Annotated in this window: 21 protein-coding genes and 2 pseudogenes; 5 read left to right on the top strand and 18 right to left on the bottom strand. The window is 36.8% G+C overall.

Annotated elements, in window-relative coordinates:
* The 6 genes from HMPREF3023_RS05135 to HMPREF3023_RS05110 form a co-directional block, all read right to left on the bottom strand.
* The coding region (locus HMPREF3023_RS05135; RefSeq protein WP_246829185.1) for a G5 domain-containing protein at positions 1–5,024 on the bottom strand (5,024 nt) is incomplete at its 3' end.
* A 666-nt stretch (positions 5,025–5,690) separates the two neighbouring features.
* Positions 5,691–6,614 carry a branched-chain amino acid transaminase gene (locus HMPREF3023_RS05130; protein ID WP_070701374.1) on the bottom strand — a complete coding sequence of 308 codons (924 nt, stop codon included), beginning with the start codon at positions 6,612–6,614 and terminating at the stop codon, positions 5,691–5,693.
* A gap of 793 nt (positions 6,615–7,407) precedes the next feature.
* Positions 7,408–8,415: an electron transfer flavoprotein subunit alpha/FixB family protein gene (locus tag HMPREF3023_RS05125; protein WP_070701372.1), complete on the bottom strand. Its 1,008-nt coding sequence runs from the start codon at positions 8,413–8,415 to the stop codon at positions 7,408–7,410.
* Between the two features lie 14 nt (positions 8,416–8,429).
* Positions 8,430–9,230, bottom strand: coding sequence for an electron transfer flavoprotein subunit beta/FixA family protein (locus HMPREF3023_RS05120; protein ID WP_070701370.1), 801 nt, complete (start codon positions 9,228–9,230; stop codon positions 8,430–8,432).
* Positions 9,231–9,248: 18 nt separating this feature from the next.
* Entirely contained in the window at positions 9,249–10,391 is a 1,143-nt protein-coding gene (locus tag HMPREF3023_RS05115; RefSeq protein ID WP_070701368.1) for an acyl-CoA dehydrogenase, read from the bottom strand.
* 375 nt (positions 10,392–10,766) lie between these two features.
* Positions 10,767–11,201, bottom strand: a complete 435-nt coding sequence (locus HMPREF3023_RS05110; RefSeq protein WP_070701366.1) for a universal stress protein — start codon at positions 11,199–11,201, stop codon at positions 10,767–10,769.
* Between the two features lie 240 nt (positions 11,202–11,441).
* Here HMPREF3023_RS05110 and HMPREF3023_RS05105 point away from each other — a divergent pair, with 240 nt between their 5' ends.
* On the top strand, positions 11,442–11,999 hold the full coding sequence (locus tag HMPREF3023_RS05105; RefSeq protein ID WP_070701364.1) for a TetR/AcrR family transcriptional regulator: 558 nt from the start codon (positions 11,442–11,444) through the stop codon (positions 11,997–11,999).
* Positions 11,986–13,020, top strand: a complete 1,035-nt coding sequence (locus HMPREF3023_RS05100; RefSeq protein ID WP_070701363.1) for a DUF2871 family protein — start codon at positions 11,986–11,988, stop codon at positions 13,018–13,020. Before HMPREF3023_RS05105 ends, HMPREF3023_RS05100 begins: the two co-directional genes overlap by 14 nt.
* Positions 13,021–13,583: 563 nt before the next feature.
* On the opposite strand, the gene HMPREF3023_RS05095 is transcribed toward HMPREF3023_RS05100, so the two are convergent.
* On the bottom strand, positions 13,584–14,801 hold the full coding sequence (locus HMPREF3023_RS05095; protein WP_049542880.1) for a tyrosine-type recombinase/integrase: 1,218 nt from the start codon (positions 14,799–14,801) through the stop codon (positions 13,584–13,586).
* 81 nt (positions 14,802–14,882) lie between these two features.
* Complete coding sequence (locus tag HMPREF3023_RS05090; protein WP_000814511.1) at positions 14,883–15,086, bottom strand: excisionase; 204 nt, start codon at positions 15,084–15,086, stop codon at positions 14,883–14,885.
* On the opposite strand from HMPREF3023_RS05090, the gene HMPREF3023_RS09635 reads away from it, so the two are divergent.
* Complete coding sequence (locus HMPREF3023_RS09635) at positions 15,070–15,321, top strand: hypothetical protein (protein WP_001845478.1); 252 nt, start codon at positions 15,070–15,072, stop codon at positions 15,319–15,321. The genes HMPREF3023_RS05090 and HMPREF3023_RS09635 overlap by 17 nt on opposite strands.
* 225 nt (positions 15,322–15,546) lie before the next feature.
* On the opposite strand, the gene HMPREF3023_RS05085 is transcribed toward HMPREF3023_RS09635, so the two are convergent.
* Both HMPREF3023_RS05085 and HMPREF3023_RS05080 read right to left on the bottom strand, forming a co-directional pair.
* Entirely contained in the window at positions 15,547–15,777 is a 231-nt protein-coding gene (locus HMPREF3023_RS05085; protein WP_000857133.1) for a helix-turn-helix domain-containing protein, read from the bottom strand.
* On the bottom strand, positions 15,774–16,196 hold the full coding sequence (locus tag HMPREF3023_RS05080) for a sigma-70 family RNA polymerase sigma factor (RefSeq protein ID WP_000804885.1): 423 nt from the start codon (positions 16,194–16,196) through the stop codon (positions 15,774–15,776). Before HMPREF3023_RS05080 ends, HMPREF3023_RS05085 begins: the two co-directional genes overlap by 4 nt.
* 504 nt (positions 16,197–16,700) lie before the next feature.
* Here HMPREF3023_RS05080 and HMPREF3023_RS05075 point away from each other — a divergent pair.
* Positions 16,701–17,054 carry a helix-turn-helix domain-containing protein gene (locus HMPREF3023_RS05075; RefSeq protein ID WP_070701362.1) on the top strand — a complete coding sequence of 118 codons (354 nt, stop codon included), beginning with the start codon at positions 16,701–16,703 and terminating at the stop codon, positions 17,052–17,054.
* 59 nt (positions 17,055–17,113) lie between these two features.
* Here the strand turns inward: HMPREF3023_RS05075 and HMPREF3023_RS09225 are convergent, their stop codons facing one another.
* Positions 17,114–17,281 carry a cysteine-rich KTR domain-containing protein gene (locus HMPREF3023_RS09225; RefSeq protein WP_000336323.1) on the bottom strand — a complete coding sequence of 56 codons (168 nt, stop codon included), beginning with the start codon at positions 17,279–17,281 and terminating at the stop codon, positions 17,114–17,116.
* 118 nt (positions 17,282–17,399) lie between these two features.
* Positions 17,400–19,319, bottom strand: coding sequence for a tetracycline resistance ribosomal protection protein Tet(M) (gene tet(M) / locus HMPREF3023_RS05070; protein WP_000691736.1), 1,920 nt, complete (start codon positions 19,317–19,319; stop codon positions 17,400–17,402).
* On the opposite strand from tet(M), the pseudogene HMPREF3023_RS09835 reads away from it, so the two are divergent.
* Positions 19,320–19,394, top strand: a pseudogene (locus HMPREF3023_RS09835) (hypothetical protein); the annotation flags it as partial.
* On the opposite strand, the pseudogene HMPREF3023_RS09830 reads toward HMPREF3023_RS09835, so the two are convergent.
* From HMPREF3023_RS09830 to HMPREF3023_RS05045, 6 genes and pseudogenes are all read right to left on the bottom strand, one after another.
* Positions 19,372–19,437 (bottom strand): annotated as a pseudogene (locus tag HMPREF3023_RS09830) (tetracycline resistance protein); the annotation flags it as partial. The pseudogenes HMPREF3023_RS09835 and HMPREF3023_RS09830 sit on opposite strands and share 23 nt — an antisense overlap.
* A 274-nt stretch (positions 19,438–19,711) precedes the next feature.
* Entirely contained in the window at positions 19,712–20,647 is a 936-nt protein-coding gene (locus HMPREF3023_RS05065; RefSeq protein ID WP_001224320.1) for a conjugal transfer protein, read from the bottom strand.
* Positions 20,644–21,645 (bottom strand): bifunctional lytic transglycosylase/C40 family peptidase, encoded by a 1,002-nt coding sequence (locus tag HMPREF3023_RS05060; protein ID WP_000769868.1) that lies wholly within the window; start codon positions 21,643–21,645, stop codon positions 20,644–20,646. The genes HMPREF3023_RS05065 and HMPREF3023_RS05060 overlap by 4 nt, the downstream gene beginning before the upstream one ends.
* Positions 21,642–23,819: a CD3337/EF1877 family mobilome membrane protein gene (locus tag HMPREF3023_RS05055; RefSeq protein ID WP_000804748.1), complete on the bottom strand. Its 2,178-nt coding sequence runs from the start codon at positions 23,817–23,819 to the stop codon at positions 21,642–21,644. The genes HMPREF3023_RS05060 and HMPREF3023_RS05055 overlap by 4 nt, the downstream gene beginning before the upstream one ends.
* A gap of 2 nt (positions 23,820–23,821) precedes the next feature.
* On the bottom strand, positions 23,822–26,269 hold the full coding sequence (locus tag HMPREF3023_RS05050; RefSeq protein ID WP_002368314.1) for a conjugal transfer ATPase TcpF: 2,448 nt from the start codon (positions 26,267–26,269) through the stop codon (positions 23,822–23,824).
* Positions 26,253–26,645, bottom strand: coding sequence for a conjugal transfer protein (locus tag HMPREF3023_RS05045; protein WP_025186755.1), 393 nt, complete (start codon positions 26,643–26,645; stop codon positions 26,253–26,255). The genes HMPREF3023_RS05050 and HMPREF3023_RS05045 overlap by 17 nt, the downstream gene beginning before the upstream one ends.
* Positions 26,646–26,654: the final 9 nt, after the last annotated feature.

Genomic DNA, 26,654 nt, shown 5'->3' with positions numbered 1-26,654 from the left:
TTTTCTGGATCTTCTCCTCCTGGTGTTTCTGGTTCTTCTGGATCTACTGGTGGGATTTCACAAACATTCTTAGTTCCTATTTCAATAATCTTATCTTGTTTTTCAGTTATTGTCTTAGTATCCCTAGAAACTTCTTTAGAGTTTTCAACCTTAACAGTAGTTTCAGTTTTACCTGGCTTACCTTCTTGAATTACATTAGTCTTTCCAGCTTCAAGGTTTGGATTTTCTCTAATTATGATGTCGTAAGCTTTTTCGCTTTCGTAAGTGAATTCGCCTTCAGTCTTAGAACCATATTCTACAACCTTGTTCTTTGGTTCTGTTCTTTCTTCTTTTACTTCAAGCTTACCAGTTTCCTTGTTGAAAGTAGTTGTATATTTTACAGAACCCTTAGAACCTTCTTCGATTACTTTTTCTTCACCAGCCTTAAGCTCTGGGTTGTGTCTGTATTCAGTATTGTTACCAAGTTCAGTTTCTTTAACAACTGGCTTAACACCAACTCTAACTATCCTGTCTTCTTTTTCAGTGATAGTTTTCTTACTTACTTCAGATTCTCCAACAGGTTTAGAGTCTTTAATTTTTTGAGTTGTTGTAACTTCTTCTTCTCCAACCTTACCTTCTTTTTCGATTATTTGAGAACCTGCTTCAAGAGTTTCATCATAAATAACCTTAGTATCGAAAGGAATTTTATTAGTGTGAGTTTCAGTAGTTTCGCCTTCAGTTGACTTTCTACCAATCTTTATAAGTCTTTCTTGAGGCTCCTTAGTTGTAGCGAATGTACCTTCTTGAACCTCAACTACCTTGCCATCCTTTATAACAAGTTTATTTGTTCTTTCTTGTTCTCCTGGTGAACCTGGAGTAACAACTTTTTCTTCGCCTGGTTCTAATGAATCATCATATTCATATCTAGTTTCGAAAGGTAATTCTTTCTTTTCTTTTATTTCGTGGTTACCATCATTAGTATCTTCACCAACTAGGATAACTGCATTTTTAGCTTTCTTAGTTACTTTTGCTTCAGATGTGTTTGTTACTTTAGAGTTTTCTATTGTAAGGGTCTTTTCTTGTTCTCCCTTTTCTCCTCTTAATTCATTTCCATTTTCATCTGTAGCGTACTTCCATTCACCTTTCTTAAGGTTTGGATCTTTTCTAACTTCTACATCAAATGGAATTTCTTCCTTAACTTTTTCAGTTCCGTTAGTTTTTCCACCGATTTTAACAACTCTGTTTTGACCGGCTTCTTCTGTTTCGGAAGTTACAACCTTCTTTTGATCCTTGTCATAAGTTGTTGTGATAGTAACTTTTCCATTCTTACCTGGAGTTACTTCTTCAGTTTTACCAGATTCAAGATTTTCATCGTAAACATATTCTGTGTTAAATGGTTTTTCTACAACTTTTGTTACTGGTTTTGTACCAACTTTTACAACTCTATCAGTTGCTTCTTTAGTTGTCTTGAATTCGCCTTCTTTAGTTTCAGTAACTTTGCCATCCTTGATAACAAGTGTGTTTGTTCTTTCTTGTTCTCCTGGATTTCCTTCTTTAACAACTTCTTGTTGACCAGCATCTAGGTTCTCATCGTATTCAATTTTAGTCTTGTAATCTAAGGCTTTCTTTTCAACTATATCATGAGTGCCGTCATTAGTTCCCTTACCTACTTGGATAAGTGCATCTTCTGGTTTCTCTTCTGTGACAGTTGGCTCGCCTTCGACTTTAGAGTTTTTGATTGTCCAAGTTGTTGTTTTTGTTCCAACCTTACCTGGTTTTACAATCTTGTATTCGCCTTTTTTAAGTGTATCTACTTCTTCAACCTTGTATTTGAATGGTAGTTCTTCCTTGTGTTCTACCTTGCCTTCGGTATTTCTACCTACTTTAATAATTCTCTTTTTAGGAGCCTTAGTTTCGGTAAATTCTCCAACTTCAGTATTTGTTACCTTACCATCTTCTATTGTAAGATTTACATCTCTCTTCTTTTCTCCGGCTTCGCCTTCTTGGGTTACTTTCTTTTCCCCTGGAGCAAGGCTGTCGTCAAATTCTATTTCAGTTTCAAATGGAACTTCAACCTTTTCTTCAATCTTGTGAGTACCATTGTTTACACCTTCACCAACGTGGATTTCTCTAATTTGTGGTTTTTCTAGTTCTTGCTCTTCTTCTTTTATAATTTTTGAATCTTCGATAGTATAAGTTACTTTCTTAGATCCTTTTTTACCTTCGGTGATGACTTTGATTTCACCTTTTTTAAGATTTGGATCTTTTTCTACTTTGGTTTCGAAAGGAACTTCTACTGTTTTTTCAACTTTACCATTTGTACCATAAGCCACAAATTGAACTTCTGTTGTCTTTGTGCCAGCTTCAACGATATTGCCTTCTGCGTCTTCTTCGTAGTAGTGGGCTGTTACTGGAACGTTTAGTAGGGCGCCGTCTATCTTCTTGCCTTCCTCTTCATTTGGTACTGTAGCTGTAACCACGCCTGTCTCTTCGTCTATAGATACATTCCAAGTGTTGCCCTTATCATCTGTGTAGGTTGGTGAATCTAGGGTGTACTTACCTGGTCTTCTGTTGTATTTATCTTCTATATTTAAGATAACATCTGAAGAAAGCTTATCACCAGTCTTTCCAGCCTTGGCATTATAACGAGGAGTCATGTTTGCTTTCTCTTCTATTACGAAATAAGCATTTACATCTTCAGTAATGTCTTCGCCTGGTTTTTGTTCATCTACATAGTGAGCAATAACTGGTACAGTTAGCTTTTCGCCACCATCAAAGACTGTGGGGTCTACTGGCTTAGCAGTTACTTGACCTGTTTCTTCATCAACTTTTACAGTCCATTTATTTCCACTATCATCTGTAACAAACTTGTTGCCTTCGCCGTCTGTTTCTAGGGTGTCTGGAAGAGAATATCTCTTTGGCGTTAGTCTCTTACCATCTTCTTTTACTGTTGCAGGAGATGTTTGTTCCTTAGATGGGAAGTTTACTTGGGCGTCGTATTCAGGTTTGATGTAGTCTGACTCTTGGACTACAAAGTGGAACCAGTGGGTGTCCTTTGAACCGTTTGTGTAGGTGTATTCAATAGGAATTGCAACAAAGTCACCGGCTTTAGCTGATTTTGGAGGAGTTATAGTGAAGTTTGAAATATCCTTAGGGTCTACTTTTACCTTCCATTGGTCTGCTTCTGCCTTGCCCTTGTTTTCACGTTCTATGAAGTCCATGATAAGCTTACCAGAAGCTTCACCATTTTCTTGAGCTTTATTCATGTCATCTGCTGACTTGTCAGTTTCACCTGGATTTTCTGGTTCTACAATTCCTACCTTAAATGGCTCGCCTGGTTTTACTGCAGATGAAGTTACCTTAGATGTATCATCACCATTGCCATCTTCGAACTTTTGGTCATAATATCTTGTATCATCAAGGTTTAACTTAAAGTCCCCGATTAGGTTGTAGTGGTCATAGCGGTCGATGCCTTGCTTGTCGATTGTTACCTTAGTTCCCTTGTGGTTAATTTCAGCAGTGCCTGCACCTGTTTCTACATAGGTTCCTTTTTCCCATTCATCTTCAGGTGCTTGAGCTATAGCTTTAAATTCATCAGCTGTTCTTGGGCGGGCAAAGAATTTAACATCTAGATTTTGGATTCCCTTATAGTCAGGTGTGTTAAAGATAGAATCTTCTTTGATGATTGTCTTGCCATCTTTATCCTTTGTTAGGGCACCTTCCGGCATTTTAACAAAGATATTGCCATTATCACCAATATAGGCACTTGCCCCTGGGACAATTTTTCCTGTAACAGGATTATAAACTTGTCCTACCAATCTTTCCTTAGCACTATCATCGATATTATCTACCTTGATTCCAGTGTCTATTTCTTGGCCTTGGACAAAATGTTTTTTATTTGAGTCGTACTTGTTTTTATTGAGTTTAAGCTCTTCAAGCTTGTCATTTTCATTTGGCCATGGGTTTACCTTGTAGGTTATACCGAAGGAATCTCCAAAAAACTTAATTCCTGGATTATCTTGAGTGTAATTATCCTTCATACCATAGGAAGTAGAATCACTGTCCTTATTATTGATGTGCTCTAAGGTTTCTTTACTTGCTTCGTAGTTTAAGTTTCTTTGTCTCCTACTAGCTGTTAGATTTGTATCTTCATTTGGTTTGTAGGTTACACCAGGAGATTCAGGAGTTATTTTATCTCCCTTATCCATCATTGGCTTATTTCCAGGATCAACAGAAATAAGACCAGAATCAGTTACAGTAACCTTAGTATAGGTTCTTTGGCCTGTCTTCTTGTCAATAGTAATTTGGTAACCATATTCAGTCTTGCTTGGTGATGTTGCGGATGGGTTTTTAAGTTCAAATTTAAAACCGTCTTTTTCTACATTTTCATCAGTTTTACCGAGCGCCTGATTTGTATCTCCCGGTTGGAGGTCTGTTTGTTTATAACGTTCAGATCCATCGTAGTCCTCTATTTTCTTTTCATCTTCACCATAGTTTGGATCATCTGCTTTTTGAAGATTTTTATCATCTTCCTTCTGAGTTCCAGAATTTTCAGCTTCTTGATCAGAAGTTTCTCCAGCTCTTTGAGCCTGATGAGTTTTTTCTCCCTCTACTTCTAGTTCTTCAACTTCTGCCCCTGCATCTTCAGCTAGAGATTTAGTTTGACTTTTATTTTCTTCTACTAGTGCAGTTTTCTCTTTAACCTCTTCAGTAGGTCTTTTATCAGATTCTACTAGAGAAGCTTCTTCAGACACTTTAGGACTTCCTGTCTCTGTTACCTTAGTGTCTTCTACAAGAGCCTCTTTATTACCTTCAGCACTTATAGTATCTTCTTTAGCTGAAATAGTTTCTTCAACTTTATCTTCACTAGGTGCTTTATCCATACTACTTCCTACAGCGTGAGCAGCGCTTGCTGCAACTATGTCAGTTTTAGATTCAATTTCCGATGATGCTGCATCTACTTTTACAGACATGGATATTGACATAACTGTCGCCATAGAAAGTACGGCAAAGACCTCTTTACCATTCTTTATTGGGTTTTTCATCCTTTACTATCTCCTTTTAAATATTTAAATATTTTTTCAAAATATCTTCTTTAACTATCTTTATAAAACTTATAAATAATAAGTAATTTGAACAATTAAAAAATCCATAGATTAATTGTTAAAATTTGCGGTTTATAGTTTACTTCTATAGTCCTGTATACTACATTATACCATAAAAATAGCAAAGTTGAGCTTTTTTACAAGTTTCTTTCAAACTTCATTTAAGTTTTTTTACATTCATTAGATAATTTTTGTATTTTATTTTGCTCGCTTAATTGATCTAATAAATTATTGCCTTTTTTCTTTGGCTTCTGATTTTTTATTCATCTGGATCTTCTGGCTATTTTATACCATTTTGTTCTCCTTTATCTATTTATAGATTTATATTAAATTTACTTTCTCTTAGGTAAAATTGTTTTTTGTTTTGTATTTACTTTTCGAAAAACTTTATATTAATTACTCCTAGATATCTATATTTAATGTTTTCGTAATATTTCTTCTTTCTTTTATGAGTGAAAAGTGAATGAAAAATTGTTTTTTAAGACCTATTTTTTTCTTTTATTTTTCAATTTTTATTTATATTTATTTTTCTATAAATCCTTTATCTGAAAATTTTTCTAATAAAAAAGTCAGTGGCTTGATCCACTGACTCATATCTTATAATATTTATTTTTCGTAAACTGGCCTTAGGGCATCCATATATTTTGGATTTCTGCCATGTGTTAGGTCTGCAAAAAGTTTTTTGAGTTCTAGGCACACCTTGCCTGGCTTGCCGTCGGCAACTTTGATGTCGTCAACTTCAACTACTGGAGCAACTTCCATTGCTGTTCCTGAGAAGAAGACTTCGTCTGCGTTATAAAGTTCTGTCCTTGCAATGGATTTTTCCGCACATTGGATTCCTAGTTCTTCTTCTGCAAGTTTCATTACAAGGTCTCTTGTGATTCCTTCTAAGATGTCATCTGATGCTGGAGGAGTCATTAGCTTGCCCTTCTTGTATAGGAAGATATTTTCTCCAGGTCCTTCACATACAAAGCCATTTCTATTTAATAAAACTGCTTCGTCGTAGCCATTTTTTGTAGCTTCAAAGGATGCTAGGGCTGAATTTAGGTAGCCTGCTGTGGCCTTTGTTCTTGGTGGCAACATGTTGTCTGCTATCCTTACCCACGATGATACCTTTACCTTGAAGGCTTCTTTGTCAATGTACTTGCCCATGGGTTGTAGGTAGATTACTACGCAGTCATCTTCGTGTCCGTGTAGGCTAATACCAACAGTTTTTCCGTCTTTGTAGGCAATTGGTCTGATGTATGTTGTTTCTCTAAATCCATTTTTTCTTAGGAGCTCGATTGTGTAGTCTGCTAATTCTTCTGCTGTATAGCCTACTTCTAGGTTGGCAACTTTAGCCGATTGTAAAAATCTCTCGTAGTGTTCCACAAGTTTGAAAGCATAGAGTTGTTCTTCTTCTTCGTTCCAGTAGGCACGAATACCTTCGAAGACTCCTAGACCGTAGTTGACAACCTTGGACCTAATGCTTATAGACACCTTTTCTTCTTCTACTATTTCCCCATTATAAAATACATAGGACTTATTCATCTTTCTTCCCCCCATTTTATTTTTTATATTTTTCAAGTATTAATCAATTTAGTCTGATAATTTGTTTGCCTTAAAAAATATTAAAGAACATTTTAACACTTTCTCCTGCAAAATCCTAGTATTTTTATCAAAACTTTATTTCTTTGAACTTGTCTTCCTCAATATTTTTTATTCAGGAAATTTATAGTTTTAATAAATTTTGCCTTGGACTTTATCTTTTTTTTCACATTAAACTTAATTGGGTTTTTATTCTGAGTTTATTTTTATCTTTCAATTGATTTTGTAATTTAAGGTCTTTTTAATTCATAACTTTAGAATTATTTGTTACTTTGTAATTTTTTGTAACTCTTTGCTTTTCTTTCACTTTGTAATTTCTAGTGAATCTGTGATTTACTCCCACTTTCTAAAAATCTATAAGTCAATATTTTTTCTTACTTAATTAACTTTCACGCCTTCATAATTTTTTTCTCACTTATTAAACTTTTGCTTCTTCATAATTTTTTTCTTACTTATTAAATTTTTCCTATTTTAAAATTTCTATTAAGTCACTAAGTCTTACTCCCCTATAGTTTTTTATTAAGTCACACTTCTATATGACCTTACCATATCTTCCTACTTAAGAATTTTATATAGCCTTCTCATTTTTTAATTTTCACATCTTAGGACTTTAGATTTATTTGTAAGTTTATAAAGACTTATCATCTCTTAAACTTTACAAGACCCATAATTTTTTGCAGCAAAAAAAGAGACTACAAATTTGTAGCCTCTTCTTATAATTAAAATTTAATTTAGATTAAATTTCTGCTTTAATTTTTTGTTCTCTTTCGATAGCTTCTACTAATTTTGGAACAATTGCGTTGATGTCTCCAACTACACCTAGGTCAGCTATTTCAAAGATTGCTGCTTCTGGGTCCTTGTTAACAGCTACGATAAGATCTGAGTCTTCCATACCTGCAACGTGTTGGATTGCTCCAGAGATACCCATTGCGAAGTAAAGTTCTGGTCTAACTGTCTTACCAGTTTGTCCAACTTGGTGATCTTTTGTGATCCAGCCAGAGTCTACTGATGCTCTTGATGCAGAGATTTCTGCTTCTAGCTTGTCAGCAAGTTCTTGAAGTGGTTTGAATCCTTCTGGTCCACCAATTCCACGTCCACCAGATACAAGGATCTTAGCTTCTGTGATATCTTTCTTTTGAGATTCTTCTTTTGCAATGTCAAGAATCTTAACATTCATATCAGCATCTGTGAAGTCAACTTTGAATTCTTCAACTTCGCCTGTTCTTGAAGTGTCAGAATCAAGTGCTTGCATAACGCCTGGTCTTACTGTAGCCATTTGTGGTCTAAAGTCTTCACAAACGATAGTAGCCATTAGGTTACCACCAAATGCTGGTCTTGTCATCATTAGGTTTTTAGATTCTGGATCTATTTCTAGTTTTGTACAGTCAGCAGTAAGTCCTGTGTGAATTCTTGCTGCAAGTCTTGGAGCAAGGTCACGACCTATTGATGATGCACCGTAAATTACGATTTCTGGTTCTTTGTCTTTAATTATTTTTGTTATTGCCTTTGCGTAAGGTTCAGTAACATATTCTTTTAGGATAGGGTCTTCTACTACGATTACCTTGTCTGCGCCGTGTTTAATAAGAGTTTGTGCGTGGTCTTTAACCTTGTCACCAAGGATAACACCAACAACATCTTGTTCTAGAGCGTCAGCAAGTTCTCTTGCCTTTCCTAGAAGTTCTATTCCAACTTTTTCAAGTTTATTGTCTCTTTGTTCTATAAATACAAATACATCTTTACTCATTTTTAAACCCCCAATTAGATAATATACTTTTCTTGAAGTTTAGCAACGATAGCTTGAGCTGCTTCGTCAGCAGTTAAGTCAGTTAAAAGTACACCTTTACCTTTACCTTGTTTAGGGAAAGATTTTCTAACTTTTGTAGGTGAACCCTTAAGTCCTATGTTTGCCATATCAAGTTTGTCTTTAATATCTTCTAGACCCCAAACTTTGATATCTTTTTGGTAAGCATCAAATACTTTACCAACAGTCATATATCTAGGTTCAGCTAATTCTGCGATTGCAGTAATTAGGCATGGGAATTTAACATTAATTGTGTGGTATCTGTCTTCGAATTGTCTCTTAACTGTAATACCCTTTTTGTCTTCATCAAGGTCAAGTTCTTCTACATAAGAAACTTGTGGAACTCCAATGTGTTCTGCAATTTGTGGTCCAACTTGTGCTGTATCACCGTCGATTGCTTGTCTACCACAGATGATTAGGTCAAAATCAAGGTGTTCAAGTGCTGCAGTGATTGTACAAGATGTTGCCCAAGTGTCAGCTCCACCAAAAGCTCTATCAGATACTAGGATTCCTTCATCAGCGCCCATTGCAAGTGCTTCTCTTAGTGCACCTTCTGCTTGTGGAGGTCCCATTGATAATACTGTTACGTGAACATCATCTGGATTTTCATCTTTAAGTCTAAGTGCAACTTCTAGACCTGACTTATCATCAGGGTTTATAATACTTGGCACTCCGTCTCTAATAAGTGTATTAGTAACAGGGTCAAGTCTAACTTCATTAGTATCAGGTACTTGTTTAATACATACTACTATATTCATTTATATTACTCCTTCCGATTATTTAACGCCCATCCAGCCAGATACAACCATCTTCATTACTTCAGATGTACCTTCGTAAATTTCTGTGATCTTAGCATCTCTCATCATTCTTTCTATTGGATAGTCACGAGTGTATCCATATCCACCGAATAATTGTAGACATCTTCTAGTAATATCACTAGCTGCATCAGCTGCAAATAATTTAGCCATTGCTGCAAAGTGTCCATAAGGAATGCCTGCTCCCTTAGCGTCTGCTGCTCTATAAACTAATAGTTGAGCTGCTTCTGCAGTTGTCTTCATATCTGCAAGTTCAAATTGAGTGTTTTGGAATTGAGAAATTCTTCTGCCGAATTGTTTTCTTTCAGTAGTGTATTTTACAGTTTCATCAATTGCACCTTCAGCAATTCCTAGTGCTTGAGATGCGATTCCAATTCTACCACCATCAAGTGTCTTCATAGCGATAGCGAATCCCTTACCTTCTCTTCCAAGAAGATTTTCTTTTGGTATTCTACAGTCTTCAAAAATAAGTTCACAAGTAGAAGATCCTCTGATACCCATCTTGTCTTCTGGTTCACCAACAGTGAAGCCTGGAGTTCCTCTTTCAACTATGAAAGCTGAAATTCCGTGGTTACCCTTAGATCTGTCTGTCATTGCAATAACGATGAATACATCAGCAAATCCAGCGTTTGTTATAAATATTTTTGAACCGTTAAGTACATATTCGTCTCCATCAAGTACAGCAGTTGTTCTTTGACCACTTGCGTCAGTACCAGCACCTGGTTCAGTAAGCCCGAAAGCACCAAACTTTTTACCTGCTAGTAAGTCTGGTAAGTATTTTTTCTTTTGTTCTTCTGTTCCGTTTTCATAGATTGGAGCACAGCAAAGTGAAGTGTGAGCTGAAACAATTACACCAGTAGTAGCACATTTCTTAGAAAGTTCTTCTACTGCCATAGCATAAGCTAGGTAGTCAGCACCTTGTCCACCGTATTCTTTAGGAAATGGTATTCCGAAGAAACCATATTTGGCCATCTTTTTAACATTTTCCATAGGAACTTCTTCAGTTGCATCTACATCAGCAGCAACTGGTTCTACTTCATTTTCAGCAAAAGCACGATACATTTGTTGTAATAATAGATGTTCCTTATCCAATTTTAAATCCATTTAAAATCCCCCTAACAATAATTTAAAGAATGTTATTTAATTAACATACGTTATTTCTATTATAACATTCTGTCTTCGTTTTTCAAGACTTTCTTTATTTAAAAACTTTTATTTAAAAACAATTTCCTATTTGATAAAAAATAAACTATTAGTAAATAATTTATGGTTTTTTGTAAATTTTAATAAATTTTGAAATCTTTTTTGCCTAGCTTTGTCTTTTAATTTCACTTCTTTTAAAATTTTAAGTCTCTTGTGACAAGGTTTTTATAAAATAATGTCTAAGTGACTCAAAGATTTTACAAATAAAAATCAGGGGCAAGCCCTGACTCTCTTCATTTGCCCAAAAATAAAAGGACGGAAAACCCGTCCTTAATTTTAAATATCTGCCTTAACAACAAGAACAGATTTCTTTGAATGGTTAATTACCTTATTTGAAACTGAGCCAAGGAGTGTTCTTGAGAAAGCACCAAGTCCCCTGTTGCCCATGATAATAAAGTCTACATCTTTTTCTTCGGCAAACTTACAAATTTGTTCACCTGGATTGCCTGAAGTGTAAAAAGTTTCTACTCCGTGTGGATAACCATTTAAATCACTTTCAGCATCCTTAAGTATCATTTCAGCTCTCTCAACATTTGCCTTGTCAATTTCAAGTGTGAAGTTGAAGTTAGCTGGGTATTGCTCAAAAATAGAAGTTTCTGGTGTCACTGTGAGGATAAGTAGTTCAGCGCCTAGCTTTTCTCCCATGTCTCTTGCAACGTCAACTGATTTTTTTGAACTCTTTGATCCATCAATAGGTACTAATATTTTCATCTCTTGCCTCCTATTTATTTTATATATTTCTTTCTAATTTTATTATACCCTAAAAGAGGAAGATTTAACATATCAAATTACTTCTTTATAAAAGTAAAGTGATGAGTCTTTGTTTAATATAAAATTATTTTTAAAATTTACAAAATTTTTGACTTAAAAACTTTTCTAAAAAAGTTTGACAAATATTTTAAATAGATTTACTATTAAGTCATGTGACACGGTGTCACTTTAGGAGGTAATATGGCAAAGAATACTTTTAATAACTTAGAGGAAGAGAGAAAAGAAGAAATTTATAAGAGCCTCAAGGAATATTTTGAGGAAGAGAACCTTAAGAAAATCAGTGTCTCTGGTATTGTAAAAAAACTTGATATAGCAAGAGGTTCCTTCTACCAATACTTTGAGAGTCTTGAGGATTGTTACGACAGTCTCCTTCAAAAGGAAACTGGCCAGGTCCACCACAAGTTTTATTTTCTCTACAAGGAAAATGACGGCGACCTTGAGAAAACTCTCTGGGCCTACAGGGATTATTTGTCAGAAGAACTCTACGACAAAAATTTAAAAAAATTATACGTGCCTAAATTTTTCTTGTTTGAAGATTCCTTTGTCAGTCATGGCAAAAACTTTTTGATGGAAAAATTGTCGAGAGACAACTACCACCGCATGGTCTTCACCATGGCCATCTTCCACCAGCTTCTAAAGGAGTCCATAACAAGGGACTATTCAAAGGAAGAATTTTTGGAAATATGTGACACCTATATCAAATGGTTGTTAGGAGGTATAAATAATGAATCAATTTGAAATATTTTTTGACGGGCTCTATCTCAGCCTTGTCATCTTTTTGGGCATAAGAATGCTTTTAATAAACCACAGGGACAGCTTGACTCTTGGAGCAATGACTCTCCTACTTGGACTTGGCGACTCCTTCCACCTAGTCCCAAGAATTATTGCCAATGTCATGGACAATGGTTTTACAATTAATTCAACTTCACTCTTTGTTGGGACTAGGGTTTCTTCTATTACAATGTCAGTTTTTTATCTCTTGTTCTATTTTTACATCAAGAAGACCAAGGATTTAAAAAACAGGGGCCTTGACTTCACAATGCTTGGTCTATTTTCCTTAAGACTTGTGACAGTCTTTATTTCCTTTAAGGGAAATGGAAGCATGGATCTTATTTCCAATCTTCCTTTTGTCATGATGGGTCTAGTTGACATCGTCCTTTTATTTAAGAATAGGAGCCGAGAAGAATTTAGGAGACTTTACATTTATGTCTTCTTTAGCTTCCTCTTCTACATCCCAGTAGTTTTATTTAAGAACACTTATCCTAGGGTTGGAATGTTAATGATGCCAAAGACTGTCATGTATGTCCTAATTGTCCTAAAACTTTATAAGAACTTGCAAAAAGATTTTGTAAAGAGGGACCTCATGGAGTATGCCTTTGCCTATCTCCTATCGGGTATCCTAGTTGGGGCATCTTACAGAGAATTGGGAAAGGTCTTTGAAGTGACAAAGTATATGTCACTTGCCCACACTCACTTAATTATTCTGGGGTTTGCCCTTCCAGGAATTTTTTATCTCTTGGTCAAAAACTCAGACCTTTCTGATGAAAAAATAAAAAAATTATTTAACATTTACAACTTTGGAATCTACCTTGCCTTCACTTCTATGATTATCCACGGTCTTGTAGACCCACATCTCCCTATGCGACTAACAGAGATTGGACTTATATCTATTAGTGGGGTGGGACACATTCTTCTTACCATTTCCATTGTCCTACTGGGTGTAAATGCCTTGAGATCAAGGGAGATTAAGACAGCTTAATAAAGAGAAAAATCTGTTGGGAAAGCAACAGATTTTTTTGTGTCATATTTTATTGTCGGGTGATTTTTTATAATTTTTGTTTTTATTTTCAGATTATTTTTAATTTATAATTTCTTAGAGCCTTCATTTTATTTGTACTTGATATTTTATCCTCATCTTCAACTCATCTTTCATTTAACAATTTCTTACATTTTAAATTCTTTATCTCCTAATAAAATTCCTAGATTTAAATTTAATTTTAAGCTTATAAATTTTTTCGACTTTCCATTTATTTTTCATCTAATAAATTCTTGTGACTTTATAAATAACTATCACTTTATAAATCCTCGTCATCTTATAAATTTTTATTTGCTCACAAATTTTTATCACTATAAAAATATTTTGTATATAAACAAAACATAGATTTCTAATTATCCTTTTAAATCTCATTAAATGCTCGCAAATCCTTATTCTAAAGGGCTTCGAGCATTTTTACTGTTGGAAGATACTTCACGTTTCCTTATATATTTCCTCATGAATTGACTGTCAGAAGTGGTAAATTAGTAGTAAATTCATCTGTACTACTAAGCAACAAGACGTTCCTGCTGTTTCTTTTTTTCCAAGCGGTTCATCTCTGCCATAGCAGAATCGAATGTAGCATGTGCGTAATAGTTCAGCGTCATGTTTATATTCGCATGCCCCATAATGTACTGCAATGCTTTTGGGTTCATTCCTGCATTTGCATAGTTAGTGCAGAACGTATGACGCAAAATGTGTGGAGTGATATGGGGTAGCTTATCCTCATGATATTTATTGTATTTCTTGACAAGGTTTTTCAACATACCATTGTAATCACTTGCCACTTTAGGATAGTCTTTCCCATTGAGAAAAAGGAAATTACTATAACCATCAATCACAACACATTTACGGTTCTTCCGATTCGCCAGCACTCGCTGAAACGCTTGATAGGCTTCTTCAACCATAGGAACTTGTCGTTCGCCACTTTTAGTCTTGGGAGTTTCAATGTAGTATCCATTTTCAGTATCTCGTAGTAACTGATGGTCTACCTTGACAAGACGATTTTCAAAATCCAAATCTGGAAGTGTCAGACCGCCAAACTCTGAAATACGAAGACCCGTTTTTAAGAGTATCAGGATTTCATCATAATTCTTGCTGTAGGTCTTATCAGCTTTCGCAAAGGATAACAGCTTTTCTTCCTGCTCCGTTGTCAATGCGACTTTAGGAACAGTATCATCATCAATGACGGTATTTAGCTGGAAGTCAAAGGGATTCTTCCGAACACAATCGTCTTCAATCGCAATATAGAATGAAGCCCTTAAAGAACGCTTATAGTTATTGATGGTTTGATAAGCATATCCATCTTCACTCATTCTAATCGCCCATTCTTTAGCGTCTGATGGCTTAATACTGTCAATACTTCTTACACCTAACTTGTCTTTCTTCAAAATATCCATAAGATATTTGCGTCCAGTTTCAGTGTTTTTTCTAACCTTTGGTCTTTGAGCGTTCTGTTTTGCGTAAAGCTGGCAGAGTGTCATTTTCTTTCCTACAACATCAATACCATCATGAATGTCTTTCTGTAACTCTGCGATTTTCTCTCTAAGTGAGATACAATCACGCTTTCCTGCTGGTACTCGGTCTGTAGCCACAAGTTTCCACGAGTAAACAAATTGCGGTTCTCCAAATGAATCTATATATTTGTATAAGTATCTTCCGTCTTTTCGTTGGCTCTCTCCAGTCTTTAAGATTCGACCTTTATTGTCACGTCTTTTTTCTGACATGGCATTTGCTCCTTTCCTTTATGGAAAGAGCCTTGATACGACTTAATACTATTTTATCATATACAAGACCCTTTGGCGACGCTAGATTGCGTCCAATGTATCTATAATTTTTTCAAATTGTTTTCGTTTAATCTGAATACGATTGCCATTCATAATCAGCCAATTTGCATTTTTATTTTCCTCTGCCAAGCGTCGTAGCTTGTTTTCGCCAATACGAAAATATTTTGACGCTTCTTCAATGGTTAGGGTATAACGTTCCCAAATAGGAATGTCAGTCTGCTTCATAAAATCCTCCTTTCCAAATCACTTATTTGGATTTCATAAAAGTTGTTTTACCAGCAATCGAACAGCTTTAGCAAAGCTCACGGGAGTTCCACCCCTGCATGGTTCTCATGTAGCCATACTCATTGCCTGCGACGGTTTTATCACGCTCGGACTATTGACTGTATGGGAGTATCATTATCACGATAAGAATGTCGTTGCAGGCAATCCTGCTAAAGATTGCTTCTCGGATCACTAACATGAATCGCTCGCTATCTTTATAAGATAGGTCATGGCGGTTAGTTCCGTTGGCTCTTTTCTTATCGAAACGTATTCGATTACTTTTATTCAGTTTTCAAAGAACAATGGCTCGTTAGCCTATCAAAACACATTGAAAGCTCAATATGCTTTGGTGGAATAACAAACCTCCCTGTTCGGGAAGCGTGGAATGGTTTAGCACGCTTCCACGAAAGGAGAGAGGATATTACTTAATTTCAAATGACAAAATCTTTGTAATCAGTCTGGTTTCCATTCTTCCACGTAAGACTTCATCAACGACCATACTTTGATTGCCATATTCATCTTTCATAAGTCGTAGGGAACGCTTCGTTATGTACCCTCTGTAATGATGTAGAATCTGGTTAATCGCTTCGGTATCGCCATCTGTTGCCTTTACAATGAGAGGAAAGGGAATCATAGGATATTGTGTTTTCATTCTTCAAATTCCTCCATAAACTTTTTAATTAAGGCTAGTCCACTGGTTCTATGCCGATAGACAGTAGAACGGTTCAATTTCAACAGGTCTGCAATTTCTGAATCGCTCATGTCCATAAAGTAAAACAGCAGTAGAATTTCACGTTTCTTGTCTGGCAACTCACGTAATGCTTCACTCAACAAATCATTTTCAACGCCTACTGATAACCCATTGAGTGTAAAAATCTGAAAGTCAGTTGAATAGTTATCTGTTGTCGCAAACTGGCTAACAAGATAATCGCCAACATCCGAAAAGGACACCTCACGCTTTGCAATCCTTGAAAGATAAAGCATATAATTCTTTCGCTCGTCTTCCATAGCACGTTTACAGATATAGTCAAACTGATTTTCTATTGTGGTCTGAAAAGAAGATGGTTTCATGTTTCTCACCCCCTTTCTGTCTAGGAAAGGAAGTGAGCCTTGCTCGTTTATCTCCTTTCACTCTTAGTCCCAATGTGAAAGGGGGATTTGTTGCATTACTGATAAATAAACTTTGTAAAAAAGTTCTGAATAGCCAAAAAAGCATATAAACAGATTTATTTCTCTGTTTACATGCTTCTGTTATTCTATCTATATGATTTATAAAACCACATTGGTGGACGTACTTATCTATTGCAGATAGACGACTTTTTTTGACAAGAACCCAATGTAAGGAAATTTATTGTATATGATGTACTTCATGGCGACGTTGACCTCCAACAAACCGCCATTTGGAAGTAATATACAATATTTTAACAGCGTAAATAGCACTACCATATAACGGTTTTTTTTATTGGCGTTTAGTAGTGCTTTTTATTAAATATAAACCTATAAACCATATAACACGTTTTTCTATACCTGTTTTTAATTCAGTAGGAACAATAAAATGTATAGAGGTGGTCTACTATGCGTAAAAAAGAAGATAAATATGATTTTAGAGCCTTTGGTTTAGCCATTAAAGAAGCTCGATTGAAACGAGGTTTAACTCGTGAACAAGTGGGAGCATTGATTGAAATTGACCCACGGTACTTAACTAATATTGAAAATAAAGGGCAACACCCCAGCATACAAGTTCTTTATGACCTTGTATCGTTACTTGATGTGTCCGTTGATGAATTTTTCTTACCTGCTAATAACTTGGTAAAAAGCACCCGACGATTACAGATAGAGAAATACATGGATAGCTTTACAGACAAAGAACTATCCTTAATGGAATCTTTAGCCAGCGGTATCAACGAAGCAAGAAACATCGAAGACTAATTAAAAGAATCCATACATAACGGAAAGAGCCGATAAAATGAGATTGTATTAATCTCATTTTATCGGCTCTGCGTCTTTGCGTCTGGCTCTGTAATCACAGTTACTTTGAACTGCTTTATTTCAATTAAATTTTCTTGTCTGCATTTCGGACAATAGAGGGGGAATTTTTTTAATTCAGTATCTTCCCTTATCTTTAATCGTGTTTTATTTCCACATACAGGACACAATATCCACTTGTAGTTTATAATAACTATCTCCTCCTTTACACTTTAATTCAAATCTTTATTAAAAAATATTTCATCTTATTTAACAAGAAACCATATTTATATAACAACATAAAATACACTAAGTTATTTTATTGAACATATATCGTACTTTATCTATCCGACTATTTGGACGACGGGGCTGGCAAACAGGTTCACCGGTAGTAACATGGTACCCTTTTAACTCTGTTAAACAAACACTACGTCCATTTGTAAAGAAAGTTAAATCACTACGATATTCTTGAATACACCGAGCAGGGATTTCTCCACTAAGAATGACCTCATTATTTTTCAATTGAGTGTCTACGATGTTCGCACAATATTTAGGAGCATCGTTGTATGCTCGTGAAAGATATTCCTGTGGCGCATAAATTTTAAAACTAAGATATGGCTCTAACAATTCTGTTCCAGCTTTTTTTAAGACTTGTTCCAATACAATAGGAGCAAGCATCCGAAAATCTGCTGGGGTACTAACAGGGCTATAGTATAAGCCATACTTAAAACAGATTTTACAGTCCGTCACATTCCAACCATATAATCCTTGTTCGCAACCATAGCGTATCCCTTCCATAACTGCATTTTGAAATGATTGATTTAAGTATCCAAGAGAAACCGAGCTCTCATACTGCATTCCACTTCCCAACGGAAGCGGTGATACAGATAAACCAATGGAAGCCCAGAAAGGATTTGGCGGCACTTCGATGTGAATGGTATATTCTGCATTTTTTAACGGTCTCTCCATATAAATGACTGTAGGCTCTTTTAGTTCTATCTCCACATGATACTTTTCTTGCAACAGTGCACTAATCACTTCCATTTGTACTTTCCCTAAGAAAGAAAGTATAATTTCATGTGTCGTAGAATCCACGTAATATCGTAGAAGCGGATCACTATCTGAGATTTCCAAAAGGGCATCAAGCAACATTTCTCTCTGTTCAGGTTTACTCGGTTCAACAGTTGTTTGTAGTAGAGGGTGCGGATTTTCAATCTTTTTTCTCTGTGGCAATAGTTTTGTATCTCCAAGAACACTATTTAACTTCAAAAACTCATTTTGCAAAATAACAATTTCTCCAGAATAAGCTCTATCAATCTTACATAATTCACCATTTATTGAAGTATACATTTCTGTAACTTTTATTTTTTCTTTTTCTGATACTCTAACCGAATCTCGTAAATGTAGTACTCCACTATAAAGGCGTATATATGCAAGACGTTGTCTTTTTTTTGTATATTCAATTTTGAAAACATTTCCGCAAAGTTCAGACGGACCTCGATGTGTTGATGAATAAAATTTATTAGTAATAACTTCTATAAGGTTATCAATCCCTATATTACTTTTTGCACTTCCATGATAAAGAGGGAACAGAGAACAATTCTGAAATCTTATGCTTTCCTCTTGTTCGAGTTCCAATGCTTCTAATGATTTACCGGACATATATTTCTCTAAAAGGTCATCGTTTCCCTCTATTACCGTATCCCATTGTTCAGATTCGGTAAAGTTCGTCACACACATATTAGGATACAGTTCTACCTTCTGTTTGATTACAATTTCGGCAGAAAGTTTCTCTTTAATATCCTGATAAACCGTTGATAAATCAATTCCATTTTGGTCAATCTTATTGATAAAAAAGATTGTGGGAATCCCCATTTTCCTAAGTGCATGAAATAATATACGAGTTTGTGCTTGTACGCCATCTTTTGCAGAAATCAGTAGAATTGCCCCATCTAAAACTGATAATGAACGATATACTTCTGCTAAGAAATCCATATGTCCTGGCGTGTCTATGATGTTCACCTTCGTATTTTCCCACTGAAAAGAGGTTATTCCTGTCTGAATTGTAATTCCTCTCTGACGTTCTAAAAGCGTATTATCCGTCCTCGTTGTACCTTTGTCCACGCTTCCTAATTCTGTAATCGCTCCACTGTTATATAATAAGCTTTCTGTTAAGGTAGTTTTTCCTGCATCAACATGAGCTAAAACTCCAATATTAATAATTTTCATGTGATTTTCCTCCATTCAAAAACCCAAAAGGGCATAAAAATCCCAGTGCATAAAAATCCCAGTGATAAATACTTTTATCACTGGGATTTTTATGCATAACCATAGGTATACAAAGCATACAGATATTCTCTGGATACTTTAGAATCACATGATAAAGGTATTCTTAAACTGGGTACAAAAAACTAAGCCCTCCTAAAAAAGGACATCCAATTATTTGTTCCCACTATCAAATTGACAGTTTATTTAAGAATACCTTGTCGCATATTTATTAACTCCTTTTAAATAGATACTTAAATAATAGCACGTAAGAGCATATTTGTAAAGGAATCTCCAATTTTTTATCAAAGAGAGTACGTGATTACAAAATAGCTGTAATAATGTACCAATATTTGTTATTCTATAATCTTCCAATTACTCCCGTTCTTTTCAAGTACCAAATCAAATTGAGATACCTGCGTTGCTTTGGTCTGCTGGTCGATATACTCCACTGTCAGCGATACCGTGACTTGATTATCCTTACGATTGTGAATAGGATTTACCAGTTCTTGAAAGATGTACTCTTTTCCGATTGGTTTTAATATCCCGTCATTCACATAGTAGGAAAGTTCACTGGCTGTCGCTGTAGGATAGAGCTTGAAGAACGTCGTTAAAAACTCATTGATTTCATTGGTTGTAATGGAATCAACCGTCCCCTCACTTTCAATGGCTTTTGGTTTATAACTTGATTTCTTAGGTATGTTGGTAATGGTCGGATTCTTAACCAGTACCATATTTCCAGAACCATCTACATAGACACTCACTATATAAGCAGAGTGGACGGTCTTTGTATTTTCTCCCTCTGTAATGAGCTGGTCTACACTGTAGGTTACATTAAACTCATTGTCGCCAGTTGGCTCTACCGTCCATATCTGAAATCCTCTTACAGAAGACGATACAGGAATATCTTTGCGTACTGTATCAACATTGAGAGCTTGAAGTTCATCTGTCAGATAGCCTTTTAGACTTTCCATTCGATTATCAATGGACTTATCGGATTGCTCCCATGAATAGTAGACTTTCGCAAAGTTCTCTACAAAATTTTCTACATGATGAGTATCAACGTATTCCTTTTCTATGATAGTTGTTTCGTGAATAGTATGAGTATCTATAGCTGTAAAGTGCTTGAATATCGCAAAGCTGAAACTAAGCCCTAAAAGTACCCACAAGGCAATCACAACCTTTTTATGAGGATTGACCTTATAGTAGACACGAGGTTTCTTTTCCTTTGGTATCTGTTTTTCTTTATTCTGATTTTTTCTAAATTTCATCATTAAATCTTCCTTTCTCATTGTTTGATTCGTCCTGCTCCCACTAAATGCTGTTGCCAGTAGGGGCTTGTTAAGTCGGCATAACCGATTGGGTCGCCTGCATGAAACATACGGTTATTGCCAAGGTATATCCCAACATGAGTAATATAAGAGCCAGCGTTATAGGTAGAATGAAAGAAAACCAAATCGCCAGCTTGTGCTTCCGATAGTGGGATATGCTGGGTCACATCATATTGCTGTTGTGCGGTTCGTGGTAAGTTAATTCCAGCTTTTCCATACGTCCATTGTGTCAGTCCGCTACAATCAAAAGAAGTAGTCGGGGAAGCTCCACCGTAAACGTATCGCCAGCCCTCATATTTCAGTGCTTCGTCCATGATGGCTTGTACCGTATCATCATCAAACTCTGTTGTGACAAGATACTGCGTTACCAGTTGCACATAAAACATATTGCCATAGTTGTATCGCCAGCCCCCATTGATAGGTATGGCTATGGGATTGGGGTAAGACACTTTTTCGCCACCTGAATACTCTTTTGAGAAACTTTGAGCCAGTTCAAAGGTATATTTATTTCCACGATTAGCCACATACCCTAAGAAACCACCACCATAATTGTAGGACTGGATAACCGATTCTAAATCTACACTGAGCCTTTCGCTACTGGCTAATAATTCACTGAAATACTTCACACCTTGCTTAATGGATTCTTCTGTACTCAATGAATTAGGTGGAAGACCGAGGGATTCCGAGGACTGCATAACATCTTCCGCAGTACCGCCCGATTCCACCTGTATAATCGCAAGAAGTATGTTGACATATTCTTCAACGCCATATTCTTTGGCATATTTTTCTACCATAGGCTTATGAGCCAGCACTTCTGCGGAAACATTCACACCTCCATAATGAATATTGGAAATTCCGCTGTCCTGTTCATCTGAAAATAAAATGGCAACAAACAGAAGCAGTGAGAAGACCATCAAGAATAATCCAGAACCACCAATCACTAAAGTTTTCAACTTCATGGTTTCTTACCGACTTTCTTAATGGTGGCGGTTTTGATTGGTGGTCTACTTCTTGTATTTTGTAGTGGTACTCTTTGAACAGTAGACGGACGTTCTTTTGTGATTGGACGTTGTGAAGTTCTATCTGCTGTAGTGGTTGAAGTTGCTGGCTTTTGAACGGTTTTTTCTTGAACGGTATTGCCTTGGCGTTCCACTTTTGGACTTGAAAAATCGGACTTAACTGCTGGACGCTCTTGTTTGGCTTGTTGAGATTCCTTATATGAAGTCTGAATATTAGACTGTTTTGAGGTCTGTTCATCATGATATTGTTCTTGTCTTGTAGTCGGTCTTTCATGAACAGAAGAAGCAGGCTGTTTTTTCTGTTTGACCTGTTCCATTTCAGAGCGACGCTTCGCAATGGTTTTTCGCCTTTGTTCCTGCTGTTCCTTGCGTCCACTGGCTCTGTCCGCTTTGGTTTGAGAAATACTACTGGTTAAATCACGGACATTCTCTTTTACTTTGGATTTTCCTTGATATACTGCATATCTTGCATTGGTCGGCAAATCTTTAACCTGTTCTTTCAAACCACTAGCAGTGTCTACCATTCTGTCTTTGGTATCAGCTACTGTACCGATGGTTTGACCGATACGTTTTCCAAGTGTTGATTTTTCCTTTCCGTCTGGTCGGGAGTGATCTGCTTGTGTCCTTGCAGAACTCCCCGAACCCGACTGTCCTTTTTTACCTGTAACAATGGCAGACCCAGCCCCTAGAGTAGTCATGGAACGTCCAAGTTTCCGCTGTAGACGGTGCATGTGAGCGTGCATAAGCATACGAGGTTTTCTCATCACACGACTTCCCACACTTTGAGAATCGTTACTCTGTAGAGAAAACATACTCATTAAATCGCCCAGCTTGAAGTAGATTCCTGCAAAGGTCACAATCTGTAGAAAAGCAATCAAAAAGAACGGATAACCAGCCGATAAGGTATAGAGCATGGTTGAAATACTAAATGCTGTCGTAATAATCAATGTGATTCCAGCTCGTGTCAAAATGGTATTAAAGAGCTTTGTTATGGCTCGTTTTGACATACCATCAAATGATGGAATCATGCTTAAAATAAAGCTCACAGGCAGAAACATAGCATAGATGATAAAAAGTACCTGCGAGAAAATCATGATTCCTGTTAATAGGAATACAAATATGGAAATCCCAATATTGAAGACAAATAGGAAGAAGACTGTACCTAAACGGTTAATGGTCTTTGTAATGGTTAGATTGGTATTGCTTCTGTCTTCAATTTCTTCCGCAACAATTTTTTCTCTGTCTTCGCCATTGTTGGAATCTGGGCTGGTGGAGAGCAGGCTTTCCACACGGTCAATACCGATACTTTCAATGTCTGAACTGTTGTATTGAAGCAGTAGCCACGGTTGCTGAACCTGTATGGAAAACAGGCTATCTCTGATTAAGTCCACGCTGTCCTTGCCTTGACTATCGGAATGGGGCATGACAATCTTCGTGCCAAGTGATAAACTGGCATTACTGATGTCTGATGAAAAGTCATTGATTTTTTTAATGTAGTCGGGAGCGTAGGCAATAAAGGAAGCCGATAGGATAAACACCAGCACAAAATTCATAATGGCATGAATTGCCTTTGTGGTTTCTCTCTTTATCAGTCCCGTATAGGCAACATAAACCCCAAGAACCAAAATCAAGAGTAAGAGGAATCCAACATAGAAACCCTCTGTTGAAAATCCGTTTGCACTCACACCAGCTAAGGTCTGCATATTCTTACCAATGGAATCTGCTGTAGCGGAAATGAAGTCTAAGGAATAGGCTTCCTGTACTAAGTAACCTGTCGCATTGGAAACATACAAACTGATTGTCCAAATAAAATTGGTAATGGCATATAGTCCATACATGACCTGTTTTCCAATCCCGTCCGACCAGTTCCACGGAAGCCAGCCCCAGCTATTATCCACATAAAAATCCAGTTGATAGTTTTCAAGTGGGTATCGGCTGTATTCATTTGCCACATTGACCGTATCATCTACCAAGCCCGCAGCTTGAACCACCGTTCCCAGCATGGCTAAAAGAAAAATGGCAATCACAAGTGTGAAAGCCACTGTCATTGCCACTTTACCTAGACGTTTCAGCGTCCAGTTTGATTTTATTCTGTTTACTATTGATGGTTTCACATTTACACCTCTTTTCGCACAGGTGGTCTGGTATCAAAGGCATGGAGCAGTTCTTCAAATACAGGGTGGAACTGTATCACACCGACACGACCATATAAATCACTGATAAGGCATTGCCCGTTTTCCAAATCACGCAATCGCTTCTGATTGTTTTCGTCCTCTGGGTCTACACCAAAAAAGGCTAAGGTCTTTTTAATCTCGTTAAGGTCAGTGGAACGAAATGCAAATTTTAAGCCGAGGTTATTTTTCAGTTTTTCATCTAAGAGGTCGTCTGTATTTTGGGTCACGAAATATACCCCAGCGTTCATAGCACGACCAGCCCGAACCAGCTTCATAGATAGTGTTTTTCCTTGTGCTACCTGTAAAAAGCTCCACGCTTCGTCTAAGTCAACAATTTTAAAAATGCTTCTGTCTGTATGGATAAAGTCTAACGCAAAGGTACTAATGACAATCAGCATTGCCACCGATAGTAACTCCATTGTGGTATATTCCTCAAAGGAGGTTTCTTTATCGGGAAGTACCAAGTCGGCAACCTGTATGATGTTCAGTTGTTTTTCAAGACTGATAGACTGCTCCACATATCCATCACTAAAGAGCAGATGTGCAAAGTCATAGTCTGTAAAACTTTCGATATGGTCGGCTATGCTGGTGCTTATTTGAGTTCCCTCAACCCGTAATTCCTCAATCACTTTCAGAAGACCTCGCACTTCACTATTAGTTACAGCACGAATGGCTTTTCGTAGAACAGGGAAACGGTCAGAATCTCGTGATGAAATCCCCGTAAGGAACGTCAAAATGTCGATTGCCAGTGATTCAGAATCTTTGGGATTTTTCATAATCACGTAAGGGTCAAGTAAGCCTTTATTTTTCTCATCAGAAGTCAGATTGACAATATTAATTTCGTGAGCGATTTCTGGCAAGGTTTCTTTCCATCTGCCACGTTCCGCTTTCGGGTCAACAATCACTGCTTGTGCCCCATAAAGCACTGCATAATAGACGATAAGGTTATTCGCAAAGGATTTTCCACCGCCTAGCGAACCTACAAAGGCAGACGCTAATGCATTGGTTACTGAACCCTTAACCCCTTGACTGGCAAGAGCAGGTTTGAGGTAGACATTGCGTCCTGTATCTAAGCTATAGCCAACATAAATACCCTCATTTTCGCCAAGCATTTGAGTAGCACCGAAACCAAGTCCAGCTAAGAAATCAGAGGTTACATACTGAATATAGTCATTCATATAACGCTTGCTTGATGGTAAAAATTCTTCATGTAAGCCCAGCATATCTCCAAATGGTCGTACCAACTTGACACTTAAATCGTCATAAAAATCTTTCACTTCATTACAACGACGTTTCAATTCGTCCAAGTCATTTGCGGAAACACGCACCACATAAGAGAGCTTATACATGGATTCCTTGCTTTGGTCTAAATTATTTTCCAGCTCATTGACACTTTCCAGAGCTTCCGCCACATTAGAGCTGGTTTCGTTATCACTTTGCCATGCGTGGTTATCTAGGTCTTTTAGTTCTTTCTTTTTATTACGAACGGTGCTTAGTGCTTTACGGTTTGCCACGATTTCCACATTCATAGAAGTATCAATCGGGAATGTAAATTGCTGTTGCTGGTAGTAGAAGATTTCAGAGGACGGAAAGTCCAATTCGCCGACAATGCTGTTGATGGTAAAGTACGCCACATAGACGGTTTCGTCTTCCTGTTGAATTTTTAGGTATCGCTGTTTTTCTTCCACCAGACAACGGGTCGGTTTAATAAGGTCATAATATTTAATCAGCGTTTCATTATCCAGCTTCTTCTTTGATAGATGGTACTCATAATCTTCATAAGCTGTACCTGTCTGTCCATAAAGATGTTCAATCAGATAGCCGAAGTCGTCCTTATCCAGTCTACGGATTTTGAAACGACGAGAGATTTTATTTTCCAAGAGCTTTTCCATCTTCTGAAAACGCAGGATTTCATCATTACTCATGCTGACAAAATCGCCCATTAGCTTATGGTTCACATCATAGACAAAATCAGACAAAGCATTTTTGGCTTCAACGGTAAGACTTTTCATAGAAAACTCTTGATCGTTGAGAAGCAACTTAAAGCCGATAAAGAAGCGGTAGTCCACTTGATTTTCGCCAATCATGGATATTAAAGCGTCTGTCTGTTGGTCGATTTTGTCATAGGCAATTACTTTGAGTTTGCCAGTTACTTCCTCTTTGGAACGTTCTTGTGCAGAACGTATGCTGGATTCTGTACTGATTTGTAGAGCATGAATCTTGCCATCACGATTTTGTGCGATAAGCTGTCTGAAAGAATCATGCACTTGTATTTTCTGTTCTGGACTTAGGAATGAGTAATTGTAAGGAATAAGCTCATAATAGGCGTAACATTCGCCATCTTTATTCCAGACCAGATTATTTTCAATGTATTTAATTGGATATGCCATAAAATTCACTCCTAACTGTCGTAATGGCTTCTTGTGGCTGGTTTCTGCCAAGGGTTACTTTTTTCCCTGCATAGGTCAGCTTTGGTCGCAGTGCATAAGCAATGACAGACTTCAAAAATCCATAAGGCTTTTTACCATCAAAGGTTTTTGTAGACATAAACCATGTGAAAGCCACAGGAATTCCAAAATATTTGAGAAATGCTCCCTCAATCATGGAAAGAGGTGGCAAGTTGCCAAGTATCATAACCGCAAACAGTGACACGACAAACCACGTCATTTGCGTAAAGGTTATGGGAAACGGAAGTCTAAAATCGTTGATGGAGTACAGCACTTTCTCAACAGACCAAATACTGGTATAGCTTCGTATTTTCTTCATAGAATCAAT

This window comes from Peptoniphilus sp. HMSC075B08 (genome assembly GCF_001815405.1).
Taxonomy (GTDB): domain Bacteria; phylum Bacillota; class Clostridia; order Tissierellales; family Peptoniphilaceae; genus Peptoniphilus_A; species Peptoniphilus_A harei.
Note: the sequence above shows the minus strand (reverse complement) of the source record. Positions and strands in the feature narration are given on the sequence as shown.